A 20,046-nucleotide genomic window follows, 5' to 3' on the forward strand; every position below is an offset into this window, starting at 1 on the left:
CCAAGACGCTGTATATGTCGGGCGGCCAGATGCGCTGCCCGATCGTGTTCCGCGGCCCCAACGGCGCCGCCAGCCGCGTCGGCGCGCAGCACAGCCAGAATTACGGGCCCTGGTATGCCAGCGTGCCCGGCCTGATCGTGCTTGCGCCCTACAGCGCCGATGATGCCAAGGGCCTGCTGAAGGCCGCGATCCGCAGCCCCGATCCGGTGGTCTTCCTTGAAAACGAGTTGCTCTATGGCCAGAGCTTCGACGTGCCGGAAGGCGATCATGTTGTTCCCATCGGCAAGGCGCGCATCGTCAAGGCCGGCACCGATGTGACGCTGGTGAGCTACTCCATCGGCGTCGGCGTCGCCCTGCAGGCTGCCGAGACGCTGGCCGGCATGGGCATCAATGCCGAAGTGATCGATCTGCGCACGCTGCGTCCGATGGATACGGCCACCGTTCTGGCCTCCTTGAAGAAAACCAACCGCATGGTGGTGGTGGAAGAAGGCTGGCCGACTTGTTCGATCGCGTCCGAAATCATGGCGGTGGTGATGGAAAAGGGCTTCGACGATCTCGACGCCCCGGTGCTGCGCGTCACCAACGTCGATGTGCCGCTGCCCTATGCCGCCAATCTGGAAAAGGCGGCGCTGCTGAAAGCGGATGACGTGGTCACTGCCGCCCGCACTGTCTGTTACAAGTGAGCGGCGTCATGAAACCTTCTGGGCAAACCCGTGTCGCCGTGATGATCGATGGCAGTTATTTCAACCGCGTATCGACCTTTTACAAGTTTGAACATGAAGCCGGCCGGCGGCTGTCGCTGTCGGGCCTGATGGACTTCATCCGCATCGCCGCCGCCGACATGGAAGAGGTGCCGCGCGCCCGCACAAGGGTGGTGGAGGCGCACTATTTCCGCGGCCGCTATACGCTGCGCGATCTGGAAGACCGTGCACGCTCCGCCGCGTTCGTGGAGGAAAGCCTGCGCAACGACCGGGTGTTCGATCAGATCCTGGCGGCCAGCAACATCACCCCGCACTTCACCCGCATCGACACCAACAGCGAGCCGCCCAAGGAACAGGGCATCGATGTGTGGTTGGCGCTGGAGGCCTTCGATCTTGCCGTGTCTGACCGCTGTGACGTGGTGGCGCTGGTGGCCGGCGATGGCGATTTCGTGCCGCTGGTGAAGAAGATCAACGCCATCGGCAAGCGCGCGCTGGTGGTGGCGTGGAGCATGAAATCCGAAGCCGGCACGCAGGTTCGCTATTCCGGCCCGCTGGCTGGTGCTGCAGCGTATTTTCTCGACATGGCCGACCTGATCGACAACCCGGATGACGAAGAACAGCGCGCCCTGGTCGATCAGCTTTTTGTGGACAATTGATCATGGCAATCGATGTGACCATGCCCGCCCTGTCGCCCACCATGGAAGTGGGCACGCTGGCCAAATGGCATGTGAAGCCCGGTGACACGGTGAAATCCGGCGACATCATCGCCGAGATCGAAACCGACAAGGCCACCATGGAAGTCGAGGCCGTGGACGAAGGCACGGTGATCGAACTGGCGGTGCCGGAAGGCCTTGAGAATGTCCCGGTGGGCACGGTGATCCTCCGCCTTGCCGGGGAAGGGGAGGCGGCAACGCCGGCTCCGGCGCCGAAGGCCGCGCCTGCTCCTGTGGCGGCACCTGCAACGGTTGCCGCGCCGGCTCCGGTGGCGGCACCTGCCGCGCCTGCATCAGCCGGCGACCGCATCATCGCCAGCCCGCTTGCCCGACGCATCGCCGAAATAAAGGGCGTGGATCTGGCCAGCATCGCCGGCAGCGGCCCGCGTGGGCGCATCGTTCGCGCTGACGTGGAAGCCGCCAGCGGCAAGCCCGTTGTGGCCGGTGCCCCTGCGCCCGTCGCGGCTGCTCCGGCTCCGGCGGCAACAGCTGCTCCGGCCGCCGCGCCCGTTACCAGTGACATTCCGCACAGCATCGAAAAGCTTGGCAACGTGCGCAAGGTCATCGCCCGCCGCCTGACCGAGGCCAAACAGTCGATCCCGCACATCTACCTGACGCTCGACGTCGAGTTGGATGCGCTGCTGAAATTGCGTGGCGAGCTCAACAAGGCGCTGGAACCGCGCGGCATCAAGGTGAGCGTCAACGATCTCGTCATCAAGGCGCTGGCGCTGGGGCTGCGGCAGGTGCCGAAGTGCAACGTGTCGTTCGCCGGCGATAACCTGCTGGTTTACGATCGCGCCGATATCAGCGTCGCCGTCGCCGCGCCGTCGGGCCTGATCACGCCGATAATCGTCGGTGCCGATGGCAAGGCGGTCAGCCAGATCGCGGCCGAAATGAAAGCGCTCGCGGAAAAGGCCCGCGCCGGCAAGTTGCAGCCGCACGAATATCAAGGCGGCACCGCCAGCCTGTCCAACCTCGGCATGTTCGGCATCAAACAGTTCGACGCCGTGATCAACCCGCCGCAGGCGATGATCCTGGCCGTTGGCACCGGCGAGAAGCGCGCCGTGGTGAAAGGCGACGCGCTGGCCATCGCCACCGTGATGACGATCACCGGCAGCTTTGATCACCGCGCCATCGATGGTGCGGACGGGGCGGCCCTGATGAGCGCGGTGAAGGCGCTGATCGAAAGCCCGCTGGGGCTGGTCGCATGACCACCACCCACGATCTTGTTATCCTCGGCTCCGGTCCCGGTGGCTATGTCGCTGCAATCCGCGCCGCGCAGCTGGGCCTGAAAGTCGCCATCATCGAGCGCGAGCGCCTGGGCGGCATCTGCCTCAACTGGGGCTGCATTCCGACCAAGGCGCTGCTGCGGACGAGCGAGATCTACCACTATATCACTCACGCCGATGCCTATGGGCTGAGCGTGGAGAAGCCGTCGTTTGATCTGAAGAAGGTGACAGACCGCAGCCGCAAGGTGGCGGCGCAACTGAACAGCGGTGTGAAGTCGCTGATGAAGAAGAACAAGATCGAGGTGATCGAAGGGCAGGGGCGGTTGACTGGGGCCACAACGGTTTCCGTCACAACCGCCAATGGCGAGCGCGTGCTGACCGGCAAGAATGTCATCGTCGCCACCGGTGCCCGCGCCCGCGATCTGCCGGGCGTGGAGGCCGATGGCAACCGCGTGTGGACCTATCGCCACGCCATGGTGCCGCCGGTGATGCCGACCAAGCTGCTGGTGATCGGGTCAGGCGCGATCGGCGTCGAGTTCGCCAGTTTTTACAGCGACATGGGCGCCAAGGTGACGGTCGTTGAGATGCTCGACCGCATCCTGCCGGTGGAAGACGAGGAGGTTTCGGCCTTCGCCCAGAAGGCGCTGACCAAGCAGGGCATGACCATCGTCACCGGCGCCAAGGTGTCGGACGTGACGCCGGGCCCGGATGGGGTGAAGGCCACCATCACCACGGCCGACGGCAAGGCGAGCACCGACACATTTAGCCATGTCATCGTCGCCATCGGTATCGTGCCGAACACCGAAAATATCGGGCTGGAAGCGCTGGGCGTGGCCACCAACCGCGGCCATATCGTGACGGATGGCATGTGCCAGACCAACCTGCCCGGCCTTTATGCCATCGGCGATGTCACCGGCCCGCCGTGGCTGGCGCACAAGGCGAGCCATGAAGGCATAATCGCGGTGGAACATATCGCCGGCGGCCACCCACATGCGATGGACGTGGCGCGCATCCCGGGCTGCACCTATGCCCGCCCGCAGGTGGCCAGTATCGGCCTGACCGAAGCCAAGGCCAAAGCCGCCGGGCACACTGTGCGCGTCGGCAAGTTCCCCTTCATCGGCAACGGCAAGGCCATTGCCCTAGGTGAGGCGGAAGGCTTCGTGAAGACGGTGTTCGACGCCACCACGGGGCAACTTTTGGGCGCGCACATGGTCGGCGCGGAAGTCACTGAGCTGATCCAGGGCTATGCCATCGCCATGGGGCTGGAGACGACCGAAGCCGAGCTGATGCACACCATCTTCCCGCATCCGACGTTGAGCGAGATGATGCACGAAAGCGTGCTCGACGCTTACGGCCGGGCGCTGCACTACTGATGGTTTCTTTGGCGGCTCTGGCTCTGGCCGCCGCCGGCACCGCCAGCCTGATGCCGCCGGGGTGGAGCGCGCTGTGCCCGCCCAAGACACGGCCTGACGAGATCGTGGTGTGCGCCGATCGGGAGCGGGCGGTTTCTCCCTATCGCGCGCCGCTGCCAGTGTTGCGGAGTTTTGGTGAGCGCGGCACCGCCAGCGTTTCGGCCGAGCGCAACAAGCTGCTGGGCGCGGACATGGGCACCATCGGTACCTGTTCCACCTGGGGAGCAGGCGGCATCTTTGGCTGCAACTATCAACGCTTCAAGGACAATGTGAACCAGGCCGCAGGCCAAGGTGATCCGCGCGGTCGGGTTTATCGTCAGGGCGAATAGCTGCGGCAGCCTGCCGCAGCTGAAGGTGACAGAAACGCAATCTTTGGCCTTGCAAACAAGACTAAATCAATCTTATATCTGATTCAACGGCGCGGCCCAAGGCAACTGCCCTTGTCGAAGGCCAAGCTGCTGCGGGCGTATCCGGCACTCCCCCCTGTTTGTGTCGGATACGCCCGTTTCGCGCCCATCAGGCCGATTTCAGCACGGTCACATTCTCTTCTTCCCAATCCACGGACAGCGCTTCGAACTTGCCGCTTTCGTGATTCAGCACCCGCAGCACGCCTTCGGCGATATCGAACAGCGCCCCTTGCAGGTGCAGTGCGCCGGATTCCTCGGCTTCGGCGATGAAGGGGAAGCTGCGCAGATTGTCGATGGAAAGCCGGATGGCGGCCAGTTCGAGCGCGCTGCAGGCATCGATATCGGGTGACAGCTGCGCCGCGGCGCGGATGGTATCGCGGGCCGGCGCAATCTGGCTCATCCAGCGTTTGATGAAGCCGCCTTCACCCGGCGCCGCGTCATCGAACGTGCCTTCAATGCTGGCCTTGATGCCGCCGCAGCGCGCGTGGCCCAGAACCAATATGTGATGCACTTTCAATTGGGTAACGGCATATTCGATGGCAGCCGACGTGCTGTGCTGCCCGTGCGTCGGATCGGGATCGAAGGGCGGCACCAGATTGGCCACGTTGCGCACCACGAACATCTGGCCGGGTTCGGTATCGAACACGCGGGTGGGGTCCACCCGGCTGTCGGAACAGGCGATCACCAGCACGCCGGGCGCCTGGCCCTTGTCGGCCAGGGCGTCGTACCGGCGGCGCTGTTCCTGATAGGCGCCGGTGCGAAACCGGCGATAGCCTTCGAGCAGGGCCTTGAATTCGGGCATCTTGTCCTCCGCAATGCTGCGTTCATGTTGGATCGAGTATCTCAGTATCCGCGAGGGCTGCCAACCTGTTTCCAAAAGAAGCAGGGCTGGTGGCCCTTTCGTTTGTGCGTGATCGGTTGAGGGTATGGCGTATGCGTTTTGCTGTCCACTATCGCGAAGATGCCCCGGTTCGGGTCGCTCTTGGGGCCGTGGCCCTGCTGGCGCTTGCCCTTGGGCTGACCTATTTCTTCCAGACCGCCGATGACGGTAGGTTCGGTTTCGGCACGGCACTGGCCTGGTCGCTGGCAATGCTGGGCTTGGCGGTGCTGTTCATTGCGGTGATGCTGATGCGGGATTCGCGGCCAACCGTGCGGCTTGGCATGGATGGCCTGCTGGATCGGCGCTGGTCAGCGAAGCCCATTGGCTGGCAAAACATCGCCGAATTCGATCCGGTGCGCTGGTTCGGCATTCCGGCAGTGCGATTGCGCCTGGTTGATCCGGAACTCGATCCGCCGGCCAGCCTGTTTGCACGGCTCGCCCGTGCCATCGGATTGGTATCCCAGGATGATGTGCTGGTGCCGGTGCCCGGCCTTGATTGCACGGCCGAAGCGCTGGCGACGCGCATTCTCGAGATCGGCACGGCTTCGATCCAGGCCGCTGAAGAGGCCGAAGCCTGGGCGGCGGGCAGCGAGTATGCCGCACCACCGCATGGCTGATCTGCATAACTGATCGGTTGTCCGGGGCGGGGCTGGTCGCTATCAGACGGGCATGAGCGAGCCTGTCCTTGATCTTCCCCTCACGCCCTCTGGCCTGCCGCGCAAGCCGGACTGGATCCGGGTGAAGGCGCCCACAAGTAAGGCCTATAACGAGACGCGGGCGCTGATGCGCTCGCTGAAGCTCAACACCGTGTGCGAGGAAGCGGCTTGCCCCAACATCGGCGAGTGCTGGAGCCAGAAGCACGCCACCGTTATGATCCTGGGCGATACCTGCACCCGCGCCTGCGCCTTCTGCAACGTGAAGACCGGCATGCCGAACAAGGTGGATGCCAGCGAGCCCGGCCATGTCGCCGAAGCCGCGGCCAAGCTGGGCCTGGAACATATCGTCATCACCTCGGTGGACCGCGATGATCTGCCCGACGGCGGCGCCAGCCAGTTCGTGAAGGTGATCCAAGAACTGCGCCGGCAGACGCCGACCACCACGATCGAAATTCTCACCCCCGATTTCCGCAACAAGATGGACCGGGCGGTGGAGATGATCGTCGAGGCTGGGCCCGACGTGTACAACCACAATCTGGAAACCGTGCCGCGGCTGTATCCCACCATCCGCCCCGGTGCGCGCTATTACCACTCGCTGCGCCTGCTCGATAAGGTGAAGCAGCTCAGCCCAACGATCTTCACCAAGTCCGGCCTGATGGTGGGCTTGGGCGAAACGCCGCTGGAACTGCACCAGGTGTTCGACGACATGCGGTCGGCCGGTGTCGATTTCCTCACCGTGGGCCAGTATCTGCAGCCGACGCCGCGCCATGCCAAGGTGATGGATTTCGTTCCGCCGGCGACCTTCCAGACCTATGCGGCCGTCGCTCGCTCCAAGGGATTCCTGCTGGTCGCCGCGTCGCCGTTGACCCGTTCAAGCTATCACGCGGGCCGGGATTTTGCCGAGATGCAGGCGCGGCGCCGGGCTGCCGTGAAGGCCTGATGCCCAAGCATCGCGAAGTGCGCCGGCTGCCATGGTCGGCAACGGAGATGTTCGATCTGGTGGCCGATATCGGCCGTTATCCGGAATTTCTGCCGTGGGTGCAGGGCATGCGGGTGGGGCCGGAACGCGACGGTGTCGTGGTGGCCGACATGATCGTGGGTTTCCGCATGATCCGCGAGAAATTCACCAGCCGGGTGACGCTGGATCGGCCGAGAACGGTGCATGTTGAGTATCTCGACGGGCCGATGAAGCATCTGTTCAACGACTGGACGTTCCGCGATGCGCCCGGCGGTGGCTGCGAGATTGATTTCGCGGTGGACTTCGAATTTCGTAACCGCGCGTTCGAGGCGCTGGCCGGCATGTTCTTCACGCAAGCCTTTGAAAAGATGGTGGGCGCGTTCGTGGCGCGGGCAGAAGCCCTGTACGGGCCGCGTTAAGGCCGATCTTTCCAGGCAAGTTCGTCACTCCGGCGAAAGCCGGGGCCCATCTCCCCAGCGTTGATCCAGGCTGATCGTGCAGGCGATGCCCCCGGCTTTCGCCGGGGTGACGGCGCTTATTTCAGGCGGGTCAGGGCCGCAGCAGGTTCAGCGCCACCAGCGCCGCCTGCCGGCGCACTTCGGCACGGCCCAGATCGCCGAACTCGCGCGTATCGGCGAAAACCGCTTCCGGGTTCTCGCCGCGCTTGGCGCGGGCGAACACCACCAGCCCGACTGGCTTATTGGGGGTGGCGCCGCCCGGTCCGGCGATGCCGGTGATCGAAACGGCGACATCGGCGTCGCTGTGCATGAGTGCGCCCAGCGCCATCGCCCAGGCGGTGGCAACGGAGACGGCGCCGAAGGTGGCAATCACGTCTTCGGAAACGCCGAGCATCTCCATCTTGGCTTCGTTGGAATAAGTGACGAAGCCGCGCTCGAACACGTCGGATGAGCCGGCGATTTCGGTCAGCGCGGCGGCGACCATGCCGCCGGTGCAGCTTTCAGCGGTGGCAACGCGGCGGCCCAGCGTGCGGTTTTCGGCCAGCACCTGTTCGGCAAGGGCGACGAGTTCGGGGTCCATCATGCAGCCTCCGGCAGACGCACGCTGGCCATGGCTTGCGCAGCAATGCCTTCCTGGCGGCCGGTGAAGCCCAGTTTTTCGGTGGTGGTGGCCTTCACGCTGACACGGTCAATCGCGATGTTCATGATTTCGGCGATCCGCGCCCGCATCGCGTCGCGGTGTGGGCCAACCTTGGGGCGCTCGCAGATCAGGGTGACATCGACATGATCGATGAGGCCGCCGCGTTCGCGCACCAGGGTGGCGGCGTGCGCCAGGAATTGATCGGAGGCCGCACCGCGCCAGCGTTCGTCGCTCGGCGGGAAATGATCGCCGATATCGCCGGCCGCAATGGTGCCAAGCAGCGCATCGGTGAGCGCGTGCAGGCCGGCATCAGCATCGCTGTGCCCGATCAGACCATGATCGTGTGGCACCTGCACGCCGCACAACCAGACATGATCACCGGGGCCAAACTTGTGCACATCAAAGCCGGAGGCGGCGCGGGAGGAATATGTCGTCATCGCCTCTGCCTTGGCAAAATCATCGGGCTCCGTCACCTTGAAAGCGCGTTCATCGCCGGGTGTGATGGCGACGATGAGCCCGGCGGCCAGCGCGATGGCGACTTCATCGGTGGCCCCGGGCGCGGCAGCGCGATGGGCAGCGAGGAGGGCGGGATAGCGGAAGGCTTGCGGGGTCTGCACGCGCCAGAGATTGTCGCGGTCAACGCTGCCGCAGAAACGGCCGCTTTCACCCCGGCGCAAACTGTCGACTTGGGGCAGGGCAGGGCAGGCACCGTCCACGTCGGGATCAGCAAAGGCCGCCACCAGCGCATCGATCACCGCATCGGGCACGAAGGCGCGGGCGGCGTCATGCACCAGCACGATTTCCGGTGGGTTTTCAGCCAGCGCTTCGAGCCCGGCCAGCACGCTGTCCTGCCGCGTCGCACCGCCGGCGATGGGCTCGGGCAGCCCAAGCCCGGCCACGGCGTCATCATACAGCGCCCGGCATTCCGGGTTGATCACCACGCTCACGCCCGTGATGGCGGGGTGCCCCAGTAACCGCTTCACCGCGTGGCGCAACAGGGGCTGCCCGGCGACACCGCGATACTGTTTCGGCACGCCGCCACCCGCCCGCAAACCGGCCCCGGCCGCAACGATGATGGCGTGGATGCGCATGCGCTGTCGCATAAAGCCCGCTTGCCTTGTCGGAAAGGGCCAATCTGCGCTATGGGCCCGCCGCAATGAGCCTCATCTCCCCAATCCAGATCGGCCCCAACCGCATCGACGTGCCGGTGATCCTGGCGCCGATGACCGGCGTGACCGACATGCCGTTCCGCACGCTGGTCAAGCGTTTCGGGGCGGGGCTGACCGTGACCGAGATGATCGCATCGGAAGCGATGATCCGCGAGACGCGGCAGAGCATCCAGAAAGCCGCCTGGCATCCCAGCGAAGAGCCGGTGTCGATGCAGCTGGCCGGTTGCGAGCCGCAGCGCATGGCTGAAGCCGCCAAGCTCAATGAGCAGAAGGGCGCCGCGATCATCGACATCAACATGGGCTGCCCGGTGAAGAAGGTGGTCAACGGCCACGCCGGTTCCAGCCTGATGCGTGATCTGCCGCTTGCCACCCAGTTGATCCGCGCGACCGTCAAAGCGGTCAACCTGCCCGTGACGCTGAAGATGCGCATGGGCTGGGATCACAACAGCCTGAACGCGCCGGAACTGGCCCGCATTGCCGAAGGCGAGGGTGTCCACCTCATCACCGTGCACGGCCGCACCCGCTGCCAGCTCTACAGCGGCACCGCCGATTGGGCCTTCGTGCGCAACGTGAAGGACGCCGTGAAGCTGCCGGTGATCGTGAACGGCGATATCTGCTCGATCGACGATGCCAAGACGGCGCTGGCGCAAAGCGGCGCGGACGGCGTGATGATCGGGCGCGGTGCCTATGGCAAGCCGTGGCTGATCGCGCAGGTGATGGCCGCTCTGACAGGGCGCGACGTGCCGGCTGATCCCACGCTGGCCGAGCAGCACGCGCTGGTGAAGGAACATTATGCCCTGATGCTCGATCTTTATGGCGAGCTGAACGGCGTGAACCTCGCCCGCAAGCATCTGGGCTGGTACACCAAGGGGCTGCACGACAGCGCCGCCTTCCGCAATACGGTGAACTTCGTCACCGAGAGCCAGACGGTGCTGGCGATGATCGACCAGTTTTACGAGACGCAGGCCAGCCTGCCGCCACGACCGGCGGCACTCGCGGCCTAACGTGTCGCTGAATCGACTGTCGCAAAATAGTCTGTCGTATTGAGGCAACGCTGCGGCGCTACACTGTGTTCCTAAAGACACAATCGCGGGCTATGCTGCAAATCTGTGACGGTCGAATCGCTCTCTTCTGAAACCGTGCCGGTGCGCCGGCGGCGTGGCCTTGCTGCCCGCCTGGCCTTGCGCGGGCGACGGTTGTTGCGCCGGGTGCTGCGCGTCACCCGCAACGACAGTTTCTATCCTCGCCTCGAAGTGCTGGCGGCCATCGCCACCATCGTCATGGGCTGGTCCAGCTATGCCCTGCTCACCCGCCGGGAAGTGCCGGCCACCGGCGCGTCGCAACCGCTGGTGGCGCTGGTGCTGGTTGCCTGCCTGGTGCCGGCGATGTTGCTGGTGGTGCTGATTGGCCGACGCGTTGCCATATTGATTACCAACCGCCGCAAGGGTCTGGCCGTGGCCCAGTTGCACCTGCGCCTGGTGGCGCTGTTTGCCGGCATTGCGGCCGTTCCCACACTGCTGGTGGTGGTGTTTGCCTCGCTGCTGTTCCAGTTCGGTGTGCAGTTCTGGTTTTCGGATCGGGTGAAGACCATTCTCGACAGCTCCAACCAGGTCGCCCAGGCCTATGTGGAGGAAAACCGCCAGCGCATCGGCGATGATATCGTCGTGATGGCGGCCGACGTGGCCAGCTATGCCCGCGATTTCGGCGAAGGCACGCCGCTTTATCGCCGTGGTCTCGATTTCCAGGTGGCGGGCCGCACGCTCACCGAAGCCGCCGTGTTCCGTACCACGGCCACCGGGTTGCAACTGGTTGCGGCCAGCGGCGCTTCGGCTAGCGAGGTACAGGCGCATGTTGCCGATATCGATCTGGCCCGCGCCGCCACTGCGCCCGTTACCCTGATCGGGGCGGGCGAGGATCGGGTGGAATCCGCCGTTGCCGTACCCGGCAGCCCAGGCACCTTCCTCTATGTCAGCCGCCGGGTTGATCCCGCCGTGCTGGCCCGCGCCAACCAGGCCGCTGGTGCGCTGGGTGAATATAACGCACTCACCGAACGCAGCCGGGTGATGCAGTTGCGCTTCAACCTGATCCTGATGGCGGTGTCGCTGCTCACGCTGATCGTCGCCATCTGGTTTGCGCTGTGGCTGGCCAATCGCCTGGTGGCCCCGATCGCGCGCCTGGCCAATGCCGCCGAACGGGTGGGCGATGGCGATCTGGATGTGCGCGTGCCGGTGCGGGGCCAGGCCGATGAAATCGGCGTGCTGGAACGCGCCTTCAACCGCATGACCAGCCAGCTGAAGGCGCAGCAGACGGCGCTGCTGGGCGCCAATGACGAGCTGGATACCCGTCGCCGCTTTACAGAAGCGGTGCTGGCCGGGGTGTCGGCAGGGGTGATGTCGATCACGCCGGAAGGGGTGATCCGCGTCGCCAATGCATCTGCCGCCGCGCTGCTGGCGCTGCCGCACCGGGTATTGCGCGGCCAGATGCTGCAGGATGTGGCGCCGGAACTGGCCGATCTGCTGGAACAGGCGCGGCAGACCGGGGACGCGGCCGGACAGGTGCGCATCGAACGTGGCGAGGAAACCCAGACTTTGGCCGTGCGCATCGGTGCGGCCGAAGCCGCTGAAGGCCGCGCAGAAGGCTTCGTGCTGACCTTTGACGATATCACCGCGCAACTGGCCGATCAGCGCCGCGCCGCCTGGGCCGATGTCGCCCGCCGCATCGCGCACGAGATCAAGAATCCGCTCACGCCCATCCAGCTTGCTGCCGAACGCCTGCAGCGCAAGTTCGGCCGCCAGATCGACGAGGATGCCGAAACATTTGCAACGCTGACCAGCACCATCGTGCGCCAGGTTGGCGACCTGCGACGCATGGTCGATGAATTTTCCGAATTCGCGCGGCTGCCGCGGCCGGTGTTTGCTTCCGAAGCGCTCGACCGGCTGCTGCGGCAGGCGCTGGTGCTGCAGGAAGTCGCCTTCCCGGCGATCCGCTTCACCCTCAGCGGCGCCACCGATCTGGCGCTGGTGTGTGATCGCCAGCAGCTGGGCCGCGCGCTTACCAATCTGATCAAGAATGCCGCCGAAAGCGTGATGGCGCGGGTTGAGCGCGATGGTGATGCCGCCGCGCCCGGCCTGATTGCGGTTCGCGTGGAAGCTGACGATCATTTCGTGCGCATCAGTGTGGCGGACAATGGCCTCGGCTTTCCGGCGGAAGACCGCATGCGCCTGTTTGAACCCTATATCACCACCCGCGCGCGTGGCACCGGGCTTGGGCTCGCCATCTGCGCCAAGATCATCGAGGATCACGGCGGCCAGCTCGAACTGGCCGATAACCCTGCACCTTGGCCAGATGGCCCCGGCGCGATGGTGATCGCCCGCATCAGTTGCCACCTCGCCGCCGAACCGCAGCCCGGCCTGCCCCTGCCGCCAAATCCTGCCTTGACCAACGCAGCCACCACCACCGCCTGAGAAGGACTGCCCCCGCCATGGCCCTTGATATCCTGATCGTCGACGATGAAGCCGATATCCGTGAGCTTGTGGCCGGCGTGCTGGGCGACGAAGGCTTTGAAACCCGCACCGCCGCCCATGCCGAAGGCGCGCTGGCCGCGCTGGCCGAGCGCCGGCCCAGCCTGGTCATCCTGGATGTGTGGCTGCAGGGCAGTAGCATGGACGGGATCGAGCTGCTGGATGCGATGAAGTCGCGCGATCCCACCCTGCCGGTGGTGGTGATTTCCGGCCACGGCAATCTTGATACCGCGGTGGCGGCCATCAAGCGCGGTGCCTATGATTATATCGAAAAGCCGTTCCAGGCCGAACAACTGCTGCTGGTGGTGCGCCGCGCCACCGAAACCGAACGCCTGCGCCGCGAATATGAGGCGCTGAAGGAACGGGTTGGCATCGATATCGAGCTGACCGGCACCAGCCCACAGATCAACCAGGTGCGCGCCACCTTGAAGCGGGTGGCGGCCACCGGCAGCCGCGTGTTGATCAGCGGCCCGGCCGGCTCCGGCAAGGAAGTCGCCGCTCGCCTGCTGCACCAGTGGAGCCCGCGCATTGATGCACCCTTTGTGGTGGTTTCGGCCGCGCGCATGACGCCAGAACGGGTGGAAGAGGCATTGTTCGGGGTGGAGGAGGGCGGCGAGAATGTCCGCGCCGGCCTGCTCGAACAGGCGCATGGCGGCACCTTGTTCCTTGATGACGTGGCCGACATGCCGATGACGACCCAGGCCAAGATCCTGCGCGTGCTCACCGAACAGGTGTTCCAGCGGGTGGGCGGCGCGCGCTGGGTGCGGGTGGACGTGCGCGTGATTTCGGCCACCAGCCGCGATCTGGCCGCCGAAATCGCTGCCGGCCGCTTCCGCGAGGATCTCTATTACCGCCTGAACGTCGTGCCGGTGCGGTTGCCGCCGCTGTCGGAACGGCGCGAGGATGTGGCCGAACTCGCCCGCTATTTCCTTGCCCGCTATGCCGCCGAACGCGGCATGCCGACGCCCGATCTTTCGGAAGATGCCGTGGCGGCTCTGCAAACCTATGATTGGCCGGGCAATGTGCGGCAATTGCGGAACGTGATCGAACGCACGATGATCATGGCGCCCACCACCAGCATGGCGATCCTGGATATCGATATGCTGCCGTCCGAAGTGACCGCCGAACCCTCGCGGCTGATGCCGGGGCAGGCGGCGCGATCGATCATGGGCACGCCGCTGCGTGAGGCCCGCGAAGCGTTCGAACGCGAATATCTGCGCGCCCAGATCCGCCGCTTTTCCGGCAATATCAGCCGCACCGCCGCCTTCATCGGCATGGAACGCAGCGCCCTGCACCGCAAGCTGAAGGCGCTTGGCCTGGCCGATGAACCGGGCGCGGACGACATCGCAGAGGAATAAGACGCGCCTTGCCAGATCGGCCGACGTGCGTAACACTGCTTGCAGGGTTGGGGCATTCCCGGGGGGAAGACGCCATGAAACCGCCTGTGTGGGCCAGTACGGCCGGATTCCTGATCGGATTGGCGCTCGTGTGGTGGCTGCGGCCGGAAACCACCGAGGGCGCTGCGCTTGTGATCATCGTGTGCACGGCACTGCTCACGCTGGGTGGGATCATCGTGCAGGCCGTTCGCGGCAAGAAGGCGCCGCCGGCAACGGCGGAGGATGGCAAATGATGCGCTGGTTCGCCATTGCCGCGCTGCTGTTGCTCGCTGGCTGCCAGCGCCGCGATGTATATGCCACTGCACCACCACCCCCGCCGCCGCCGCCGCCGGTGATGCTGCCGCCACCGCCGCCACTTCCGGCGCCGACAATTCCCCCACCCACCGCATCCATTCCGCCGCCTGCCATGGGCGGTGGCGGCTCCCCGCCGATGGCCATTGCCACGCGGATCTTCCTGGCCGGCAATGAACCCGTGCCAGGCCAGTTTGGCGCCGTGGCCGTGCTGATCTTCCCTAATGGTGCCGATCCGGCCCGGATGCAGAATGTCTGCAAGGCCTTTGTCGCCGTGCTGGAAGACAGCGGCGAGGTGAGCGAGCGCCTGCCCGATGCCGCACAGATGGTGACGATCTGGCCCGTGCGGCCAGGCAGCACCGTTCCGCGTTTTGGCGTGGTGAGCACCCCGGCGCAGGCTGATCGCCTGTGCGCGGCAGCGGTTGCAGATTATGATTTCCTGCGGGCGCGGGTGGCAATGGCCGGGATGCCGGTTGCCGAACGTCTGGCTCCGGCCACGCGGGGGCCACTGCTGGCGGCGTGGGCACCGGGGGCCAGTTTCGGCCGACCGCAAGTTGCCATCCTGCGCTATGATCTGACCGGCGTGTCCGGCCAGCAGCGGCTGATTGATGCCATGCAGGTGTGGCGGGACAAGATCGAACGCCATCCCGAACTGTGGCAATCAGGCTGGACGGCCACCAAGGTGCGGTTGTGGCTTTCAACGCAGGTCGATGAACTCGGGGCCCAGATCGGTGCCGCCATGAAGCTGGTGAACGGGAGTAACTGAACCGCCTGTGGCGAAACACGTATTTGAAAATGCGCTTTTCCATCCTTATGTCGTGATTGCGGCGGCATGTGGCACGCCCAAGAACAAGAGGATGGCCCGATGGCGGACAAGCCCAACACCCTGCAGGACATGTTCCTGAACACCGTGCGCAAGACGCGCACCCCCGTCACCATGTTCCTGGTCAACGGCGTCAAGCTGCAGGGGGTCATCACCTGGTTCGACAATTTCTCGGTGCTGTTGCGCCGCGACGGCCACAGCCAACTGGTGTACAAGCATGCCATCTCGACTGTGATGCCGGCGACTCCGCTGCAGCTGTTCGAGGCCGAAACCGAAGATTGAGAGACAGAATTTGGGTTATCAACCACCACAAGCCGGCGAATTGACCATCGGCGGCTTTGATGAAGCACGTGGCATCCGCACCGGTTCGCGCGCCATCGTGATCCTGCCGCACATCATTGCCAAATCCGCGAACGCCCTGCGTTCCCCCGAAGCCAAGCTGGCCGAGGCGGAAGGGTTGACGCGCGCCATCGCGCTTGATGTTGTCCATTCCGAAGTGGTGAAGTTGCGCTCCGTGCAGGTCTCGCGCCTGCTCGGCAGCGGCCAGATCGAGCGTCTGGCCGGGCTGGTGGCGGCGATGGAGGCCGAGGTGGTCATCATTGATGGCCCGGTCACCCCGGTGCAGCAGCGCAATCTGGAAAAGCTGCTGAAGGCCAAGGTGATCGATCGCACCGGCCTGATCCTGGAAATCTTCGGCGAACGCGCCAGCACGGCGGAAGGCACGTTGCAGGTGGAACTCGCCCACCTGCAATATCAGGCCAGCCGCCTGGTGCGCAGCTGGACCCACCTTGAACGCCAGCGCGGCGGCTTCGGCTTTCTGGGCGGTCCCGGCGAATCGCAGATCGAGGCTGACAGGCGCCTGATCCGCGACCGCATCGCCCGGCTGCGCAAGGAGCTGGAGGAGGTGCGCCGCACCCGCGGCCTGCACCGCAAGCAGCGCCAGAAGGCGCCGTGGCCGGTGGTGGCGCTGGTTGGCTATACCAACGCCGGCAAATCCACCCTGTTCAACCGGCTGACCGGCGCCGAAGTGCGGGCCGAGGATCTGTTGTTCGCGACTCTCGATCCCACCATGCGCGCGATTCGGCTTCCGGGGCATGACAAGGTGGTCTTGTCCGACACCGTGGGCTTTGTCTCCGATCTGCCGACGCAGTTGGTCGCCGCCTTCCGCGCCACGCTGGAAGAGGTGATGGAGGCCGATCTGATCATCCATGTGCGCGACATCAGCCACCCGGACAGCGATGCGCAGGCGCAGGATGTGATCGACGTGCTTACCAGCCTGGGCCTCGCGCCCGGCCAGCGCGAAACGCCGATGATCACCGTTTTCAACAAGATCGACGTGCTTGATGCCGAACAGCGTGAAGTGGTGCTGGGCCAGGCCGGCGATGATGCCATCCCGGTTTCGGCTCTCACCGGTGAAGGGCTTGAACGCTTGCAGGCGGCGATGGATCTCACCTTGCGCGCCGATGCCCGCGTCCACCGCATCACCCTGCCGATGAGCGATGGCCGCCGGCTTGCCTGGCTGCACAGCCATGGTGAAGTAGTCGGCCAATCCGGTGACGATACCAGCCTGACCATCAACGTGCGTCTTTCAGACAAGGACAAGTCGCGGTTTGACGCGATGACGCAAGAATCGGGGAGCTGAGGCTTTTGGCCTTCCCCCGGCGGCGATGCTTTGGCACAAGGGGCCATGCGCGCCCGCTTCCCCCTTCTGGCGCTGGTCGTGGCCCTCGTGTCCGCGCCGGTTCGTGCCGATGAAACACCGGTTTCCCCGCAGCAGCAGGCCGCGTTTGCCGAATGGCTGAACCTGTACCGCGCCGAGGCCACGGCGCGCGGGTTGAAACCGGAATGGCTGGACACCGCGTTGAGCGACGTGAAGCTGGTGCCACGCGTGATCGGTGCCGATCGCAATCAGCCCGGCGGCGCCGCCAAGCCGATCCGCTTCCCCGATTATCTGGCATCGAAATTCCGGGGGGACCGCATCCCCCACGGCCAACGCCAGTTTGCCGCCAACCGCGACCTGCTGGCCCAGGCCGAAACCGCCAGCGGCGTGCCGGCGGCCGTGATTACGGCGATCTGGGGCATCGAAACCAGCTATGGCCGCGTGCTTGGCCGTTATGATCTGCCATCCGCGCTGGCCACCTTGGCCTTTGATGGCCGCCGGCGCGACCTGTTCACCCGCGAACTCGATGCCGCCGTGCAGATGGTGGGCGAAGGCCGGGTAGCGCGTGAAGCGATGAAGGGCAGCTGGGCCGGCGCCTTTGGCCAGACGCAGTTCCTGCCCAGCTCCTATCTTGCCTATGGCCGCGATGGTGATGGCGATGGCAAGGTCGATCTGTGGGGCAGCCAGGCGGATGTGTTTGCCTCCATCGGCCATTATCTGGCGAAAAGTGGCTGGCAGCCGGGCGAGGCCTGGGGTTTCCGCACGTTGGTGCCCGATGGCTTTGATCGCGGCGCTGTTGCTGCCAGCGAAGCGCCCACCCGCTGCGTCACGCCGCTGTCGCGCCATTCGGCCCTGAAACCCGCGCGTGAATGGCGGGCGGCGGGCTTCACGCCGGTCAACGGCAGCTGGCCGGCCGATGATGTGGTGATGAGCCTGATCGAACCGGACGGCGCGGGGCAGGGCGCCTATCTCGTCAGCCGCAGTTATCGCGCTGTGCTCGGCTACAACTGCTCCAATCTCTATGCGCTGTCGGTCACGTTGCTGGCCGATGCCATCAGCTTGGCCGGGTCCGTCGCACCCGCGCCGGTGGTCGCATCAGGCAGCCCACAATGAGGCAGCTGCTGCTGCCGGTGCTGGCCGGCCTTGCCGTGGCGGCCTGTGGCGGGAAACCTGCGCCCCGCACCGCCAACGCGCCGCCGCCACCTCCGCGATCGGTTGCAGTATCAGACGACACTGCCGCCGTTGCCCGTGACGCCGCGAAGCTGGGCAACTGGCCGGTGAAGATCGGCAAGCCCTATCAGGTTGCCGGCATTACCTATTATCCAGCAGATGAGCGCGAATATCGCGAGGAAGGCGTCGCCAGCTGGTATGGCCCCGGCTTCCACGCCGGCAGCACCGCCAACGGCGAACGCTATGATCAGGATGATCTCACCGCCGCCCACCGCACCCTGCCGATGCCGAGCTGGGTGGAGGTGGAAAATCTCGACAATGGCCGCAAGTTGACCGTGCGCATCAACGATCGCGGCCCGTTTGCGCGCGGGCGGATCATCGATCTGTCGCGCAAGGCGGCGCAGCTGCTGGGCGTGGACCGCGCCGGCACCGCGCGCGTGCGCCTGCGCCGGGTCTATCCCGGTGGTCGCGGCGAAATCGCCCCGCCGCTGCCGCCAATCGTCGTTGCCGCTGCGCCTGTTGCCCCTGTCACTACCGTGGCCTTGCCCACCGCCAGCCGCAATCTCGCGCCTGCGGGTTCCAACTGGCTGGTGCAGGTGGCGGCGCTGGGTGACGGCGGCCGCGTTTCCTGGCTGAAGGGCTTCCTCTCCAGCTTTGGCCCGGTGCTCACCGAAAGCCTGCCCGGCGGCCTCACCCGCGTGCGGCTTGGCCCCTTTGGCAGCGAAACCATGGCCAGCGCGGCGCTGGCGCAGGTGCGCGCCGCCGGCTATGCCGACGCAAGACTGATTCCCCCCACCTCTTCACGCTGACCATTCAGGAAACGGCCCACGATGCGTCTCATTGCTCCCGCTGCCATCATCGCTCTTGCTGCTGCCGCCCCGGTGCTGGCGCAGGCCCCGGCCTACAACACGGCTGCACCCATCGCCTTCCTGAAGGACCTGCAGACCGGCCGCATCCTGCTTGCCAAGGATGCCGACAAGCGCATCCCGCCGGCCTCGATGGGCAAGATGATGAGCGTCTATGTCGCCTTCAAGCTGATCAAGGCCGGTGAAGCCAATCTGGAACAGCCGATCCTGGTGCGCGAGGAGACCTGGAAGAAGTGGAACAATCAGGGCAGCACCATGTTCCTGGACGTGAACAGCCAGGTGAGCGTTGAAAACCTGCTGCACGGCATTGTCACCCTGTCGGGCAATGATGCCTGCGTGGTGCTGGCCGAAGGCTTGGGCGGCACCGAAGCCAATTACGTCGCCCTGATGAACCGCGAAGCCAAGCGGCTTGGCCTGAAGAACAGCAATTTCGCCAACACCAATGGCTGGCCTGATCCGAACGAATATGTGACCGCCCGCGATCTGGCCATGATCGCCGAAGCCACCATCCGCGATTTCCCCGATCTTTATGCCCGCTTCTACCAGAAGGAAGGCTTCACCTGGGGCAAGACCATGGGGGCCGGCCAGGCCATCACCCAGGGCAACCGCAACCCGCTGCTGGGCAAGGTGGCCGGCGCCGATGGCCTGAAGACCGGGCACACCGAAGAGGCCGGTTACGGCTTCACCGGTTCCGCCGTGCAGAATGGCCGCCGCCTGGTGATGGTCGTCGCCGGCCTGCCCAGCTTTGGCGAGCGTGTGTCGGCCAGTGTCGATTTCATGAACTGGGGCTTTGCCGCCTGGCAGAATATCCCGCTGGGCAAGATGGGCCAGGTGATGGGCAAGGTTGCCATCAGCGGTGCGGCTGATCCGACCATTGATGCTGTGGCCGGCAAGGATTTGTTTGTCACGCTGCCGCGCGGTTTCGGCATGGAACGCAAGACCAGTGTCGAAGCGCTGCCCGGCCTGTCCGCACCGCTGAAGGCTGGCAGACAGGTGGGTTGGCTCACCGTCACCATGCCCGGCCAGCAGCCGGTGAAGGCGCCGCTGGTGACACCGGTCGCCATCGAGGAAGCCGGCATGTTCCGCCGCGCCTGG

General features: G+C 65.3%; 20 protein-coding genes and 1 pseudogene. 18 read left to right on the forward strand and 3 right to left on the reverse strand.

Annotated elements, in window-relative coordinates; translation table 11 throughout:
• The 5 genes from RT662_RS12135 to RT662_RS12155 form a co-directional block, all read left to right on the forward strand.
• Positions 1-683: pyruvate dehydrogenase complex E1 component subunit beta (locus RT662_RS12135; protein WP_313670969.1), on the forward strand; the 683-nt coding region annotated here is incomplete at its 5' end.
• 8 nt (positions 684-691) lie between these two features.
• Positions 692-1,357 carry an NYN domain-containing protein gene (locus tag RT662_RS12140; protein WP_313670970.1) on the forward strand — a complete coding sequence of 222 codons (666 nt, stop codon included), beginning with the start codon at positions 692-694 and terminating at the stop codon, positions 1,355-1,357.
• A 2-nt stretch (positions 1,358-1,359) separates the two neighbouring features.
• Positions 1,360-2,625 carry a pyruvate dehydrogenase complex dihydrolipoamide acetyltransferase gene (locus RT662_RS12145; RefSeq protein WP_313670971.1) on the forward strand — a complete coding sequence of 422 codons (1,266 nt, stop codon included), beginning with the start codon at positions 1,360-1,362 and terminating at the stop codon, positions 2,623-2,625.
• A complete protein-coding gene (gene lpdA, locus RT662_RS12150; RefSeq protein ID WP_313670972.1) occupies positions 2,622-4,016 on the forward strand; it encodes a dihydrolipoyl dehydrogenase in 1,395 nt (464 codons plus the stop codon). Before RT662_RS12145 ends, lpdA begins: the two co-directional genes overlap by 4 nt.
• An 8-nt stretch (positions 4,017-4,024) precedes the next feature.
• Positions 4,025-4,384, forward strand: coding sequence for a hypothetical protein (locus RT662_RS12155; protein WP_313670973.1), 360 nt, complete (start codon positions 4,025-4,027; stop codon positions 4,382-4,384).
• 187 nt (positions 4,385-4,571) lie between these two features.
• Here RT662_RS12155 and RT662_RS12160 read toward each other — a convergent pair whose 3' ends face one another.
• Positions 4,572-5,264 carry a carbonic anhydrase gene (locus RT662_RS12160; RefSeq protein ID WP_273434032.1) on the reverse strand — a complete coding sequence of 231 codons (693 nt, stop codon included), beginning with the start codon at positions 5,262-5,264 and terminating at the stop codon, positions 4,572-4,574.
• A 131-nt stretch (positions 5,265-5,395) separates the two neighbouring features.
• Here RT662_RS12160 and RT662_RS12165 point away from each other — a divergent pair, with 131 nt between their 5' ends.
• From RT662_RS12165 to RT662_RS12175, 3 genes are read left to right on the forward strand one after another with little or no spacing between them, the layout of a single operon-like run.
• Positions 5,396-5,959: a hypothetical protein gene (locus tag RT662_RS12165; RefSeq protein WP_313670974.1), complete on the forward strand. Its 564-nt coding sequence runs from the start codon at positions 5,396-5,398 to the stop codon at positions 5,957-5,959.
• A gap of 52 nt (positions 5,960-6,011) precedes the next feature.
• Entirely contained in the window at positions 6,012-6,938 is a 927-nt protein-coding gene (gene lipA, locus RT662_RS12170; RefSeq protein ID WP_313670975.1) for a lipoyl synthase, read from the forward strand.
• Complete coding sequence (locus tag RT662_RS12175; protein ID WP_313670976.1) at positions 6,938-7,375, forward strand: type II toxin-antitoxin system RatA family toxin; 438 nt, start codon at positions 6,938-6,940, stop codon at positions 7,373-7,375. The genes lipA and RT662_RS12175 overlap by 1 nt, the downstream gene beginning before the upstream one ends.
• A 130-nt stretch (positions 7,376-7,505) precedes the next feature.
• Here the strand turns inward: RT662_RS12175 and RT662_RS12180 are convergent, their stop codons facing one another.
• A complete protein-coding gene (locus RT662_RS12180) occupies positions 7,506-7,994 on the reverse strand; it encodes a CinA family protein (protein WP_313670977.1) in 489 nt (162 codons plus the stop codon).
• Complete coding sequence (locus RT662_RS12185) at positions 7,994-9,145, reverse strand: bifunctional 2-C-methyl-D-erythritol 4-phosphate cytidylyltransferase/2-C-methyl-D-erythritol 2,4-cyclodiphosphate synthase (RefSeq protein ID WP_313670978.1); 1,152 nt, start codon at positions 9,143-9,145, stop codon at positions 7,994-7,996. Before RT662_RS12185 ends, RT662_RS12180 begins: the two co-directional genes overlap by 1 nt.
• A 65-nt stretch (positions 9,146-9,210) precedes the next feature.
• On the opposite strand from RT662_RS12185, the gene dusB reads away from it, so the two are divergent.
• From dusB to RT662_RS12235, 10 genes and pseudogenes are all read left to right on the forward strand, one after another.
• On the forward strand, positions 9,211-10,227 hold the full coding sequence (dusB, locus tag RT662_RS12190) for a tRNA dihydrouridine synthase DusB (RefSeq protein WP_313670979.1): 1,017 nt from the start codon (positions 9,211-9,213) through the stop codon (positions 10,225-10,227).
• A 105-nt stretch (positions 10,228-10,332) separates the two neighbouring features.
• Positions 10,333-12,687 carry a PAS domain-containing sensor histidine kinase gene (locus RT662_RS12195; protein ID WP_313670980.1) on the forward strand — a complete coding sequence of 785 codons (2,355 nt, stop codon included), beginning with the start codon at positions 10,333-10,335 and terminating at the stop codon, positions 12,685-12,687.
• A 17-nt stretch (positions 12,688-12,704) separates the two neighbouring features.
• Positions 12,705-14,102: a sigma-54 dependent transcriptional regulator gene (locus tag RT662_RS12200; protein WP_313670981.1), complete on the forward strand. Its 1,398-nt coding sequence runs from the start codon at positions 12,705-12,707 to the stop codon at positions 14,100-14,102.
• Between the two features lie 74 nt (positions 14,103-14,176).
• Positions 14,177-14,374, forward strand: coding sequence for a hypothetical protein (locus tag RT662_RS12205; RefSeq protein ID WP_313670982.1), 198 nt, complete (start codon positions 14,177-14,179; stop codon positions 14,372-14,374).
• Positions 14,371-15,198 (forward strand): hypothetical protein, encoded by an 828-nt coding sequence (locus tag RT662_RS12210; protein WP_313670983.1) that lies wholly within the window; start codon positions 14,371-14,373, stop codon positions 15,196-15,198. The genes RT662_RS12205 and RT662_RS12210 overlap by 4 nt, the downstream gene beginning before the upstream one ends.
• Positions 15,199-15,297: 99 nt before the next feature.
• A pseudogene (hfq, locus tag RT662_RS12215) lies at positions 15,298-15,525 on the forward strand (RNA chaperone Hfq); the annotation flags it as partial.
• A gap of 52 nt (positions 15,526-15,577) precedes the next feature.
• Positions 15,578-16,897: a GTPase HflX gene (gene hflX / locus RT662_RS12220; protein WP_313670984.1), complete on the forward strand. Its 1,320-nt coding sequence runs from the start codon at positions 15,578-15,580 to the stop codon at positions 16,895-16,897.
• A gap of 45 nt (positions 16,898-16,942) precedes the next feature.
• Positions 16,943-18,028: a lytic murein transglycosylase gene (locus RT662_RS12225; RefSeq protein WP_313670985.1), complete on the forward strand. Its 1,086-nt coding sequence runs from the start codon at positions 16,943-16,945 to the stop codon at positions 18,026-18,028.
• Complete coding sequence (locus RT662_RS12230) at positions 18,025-18,894, forward strand: septal ring lytic transglycosylase RlpA family protein (RefSeq protein WP_313670986.1); 870 nt, start codon at positions 18,025-18,027, stop codon at positions 18,892-18,894. Before RT662_RS12225 ends, RT662_RS12230 begins: the two co-directional genes overlap by 4 nt.
• Before the next feature lie 21 nt (positions 18,895-18,915).
• The coding region (locus RT662_RS12235) for a D-alanyl-D-alanine carboxypeptidase family protein (RefSeq protein ID WP_313670987.1) at positions 18,916-20,046 on the forward strand (1,131 nt) is incomplete at its 3' end.

Origin of the sequence: Sandarakinorhabdus sp. (genome assembly GCF_032115815.1) — a bacterium.
GTDB lineage: Bacteria > Pseudomonadota > Alphaproteobacteria > Sphingomonadales > Sphingomonadaceae > Sandarakinorhabdus.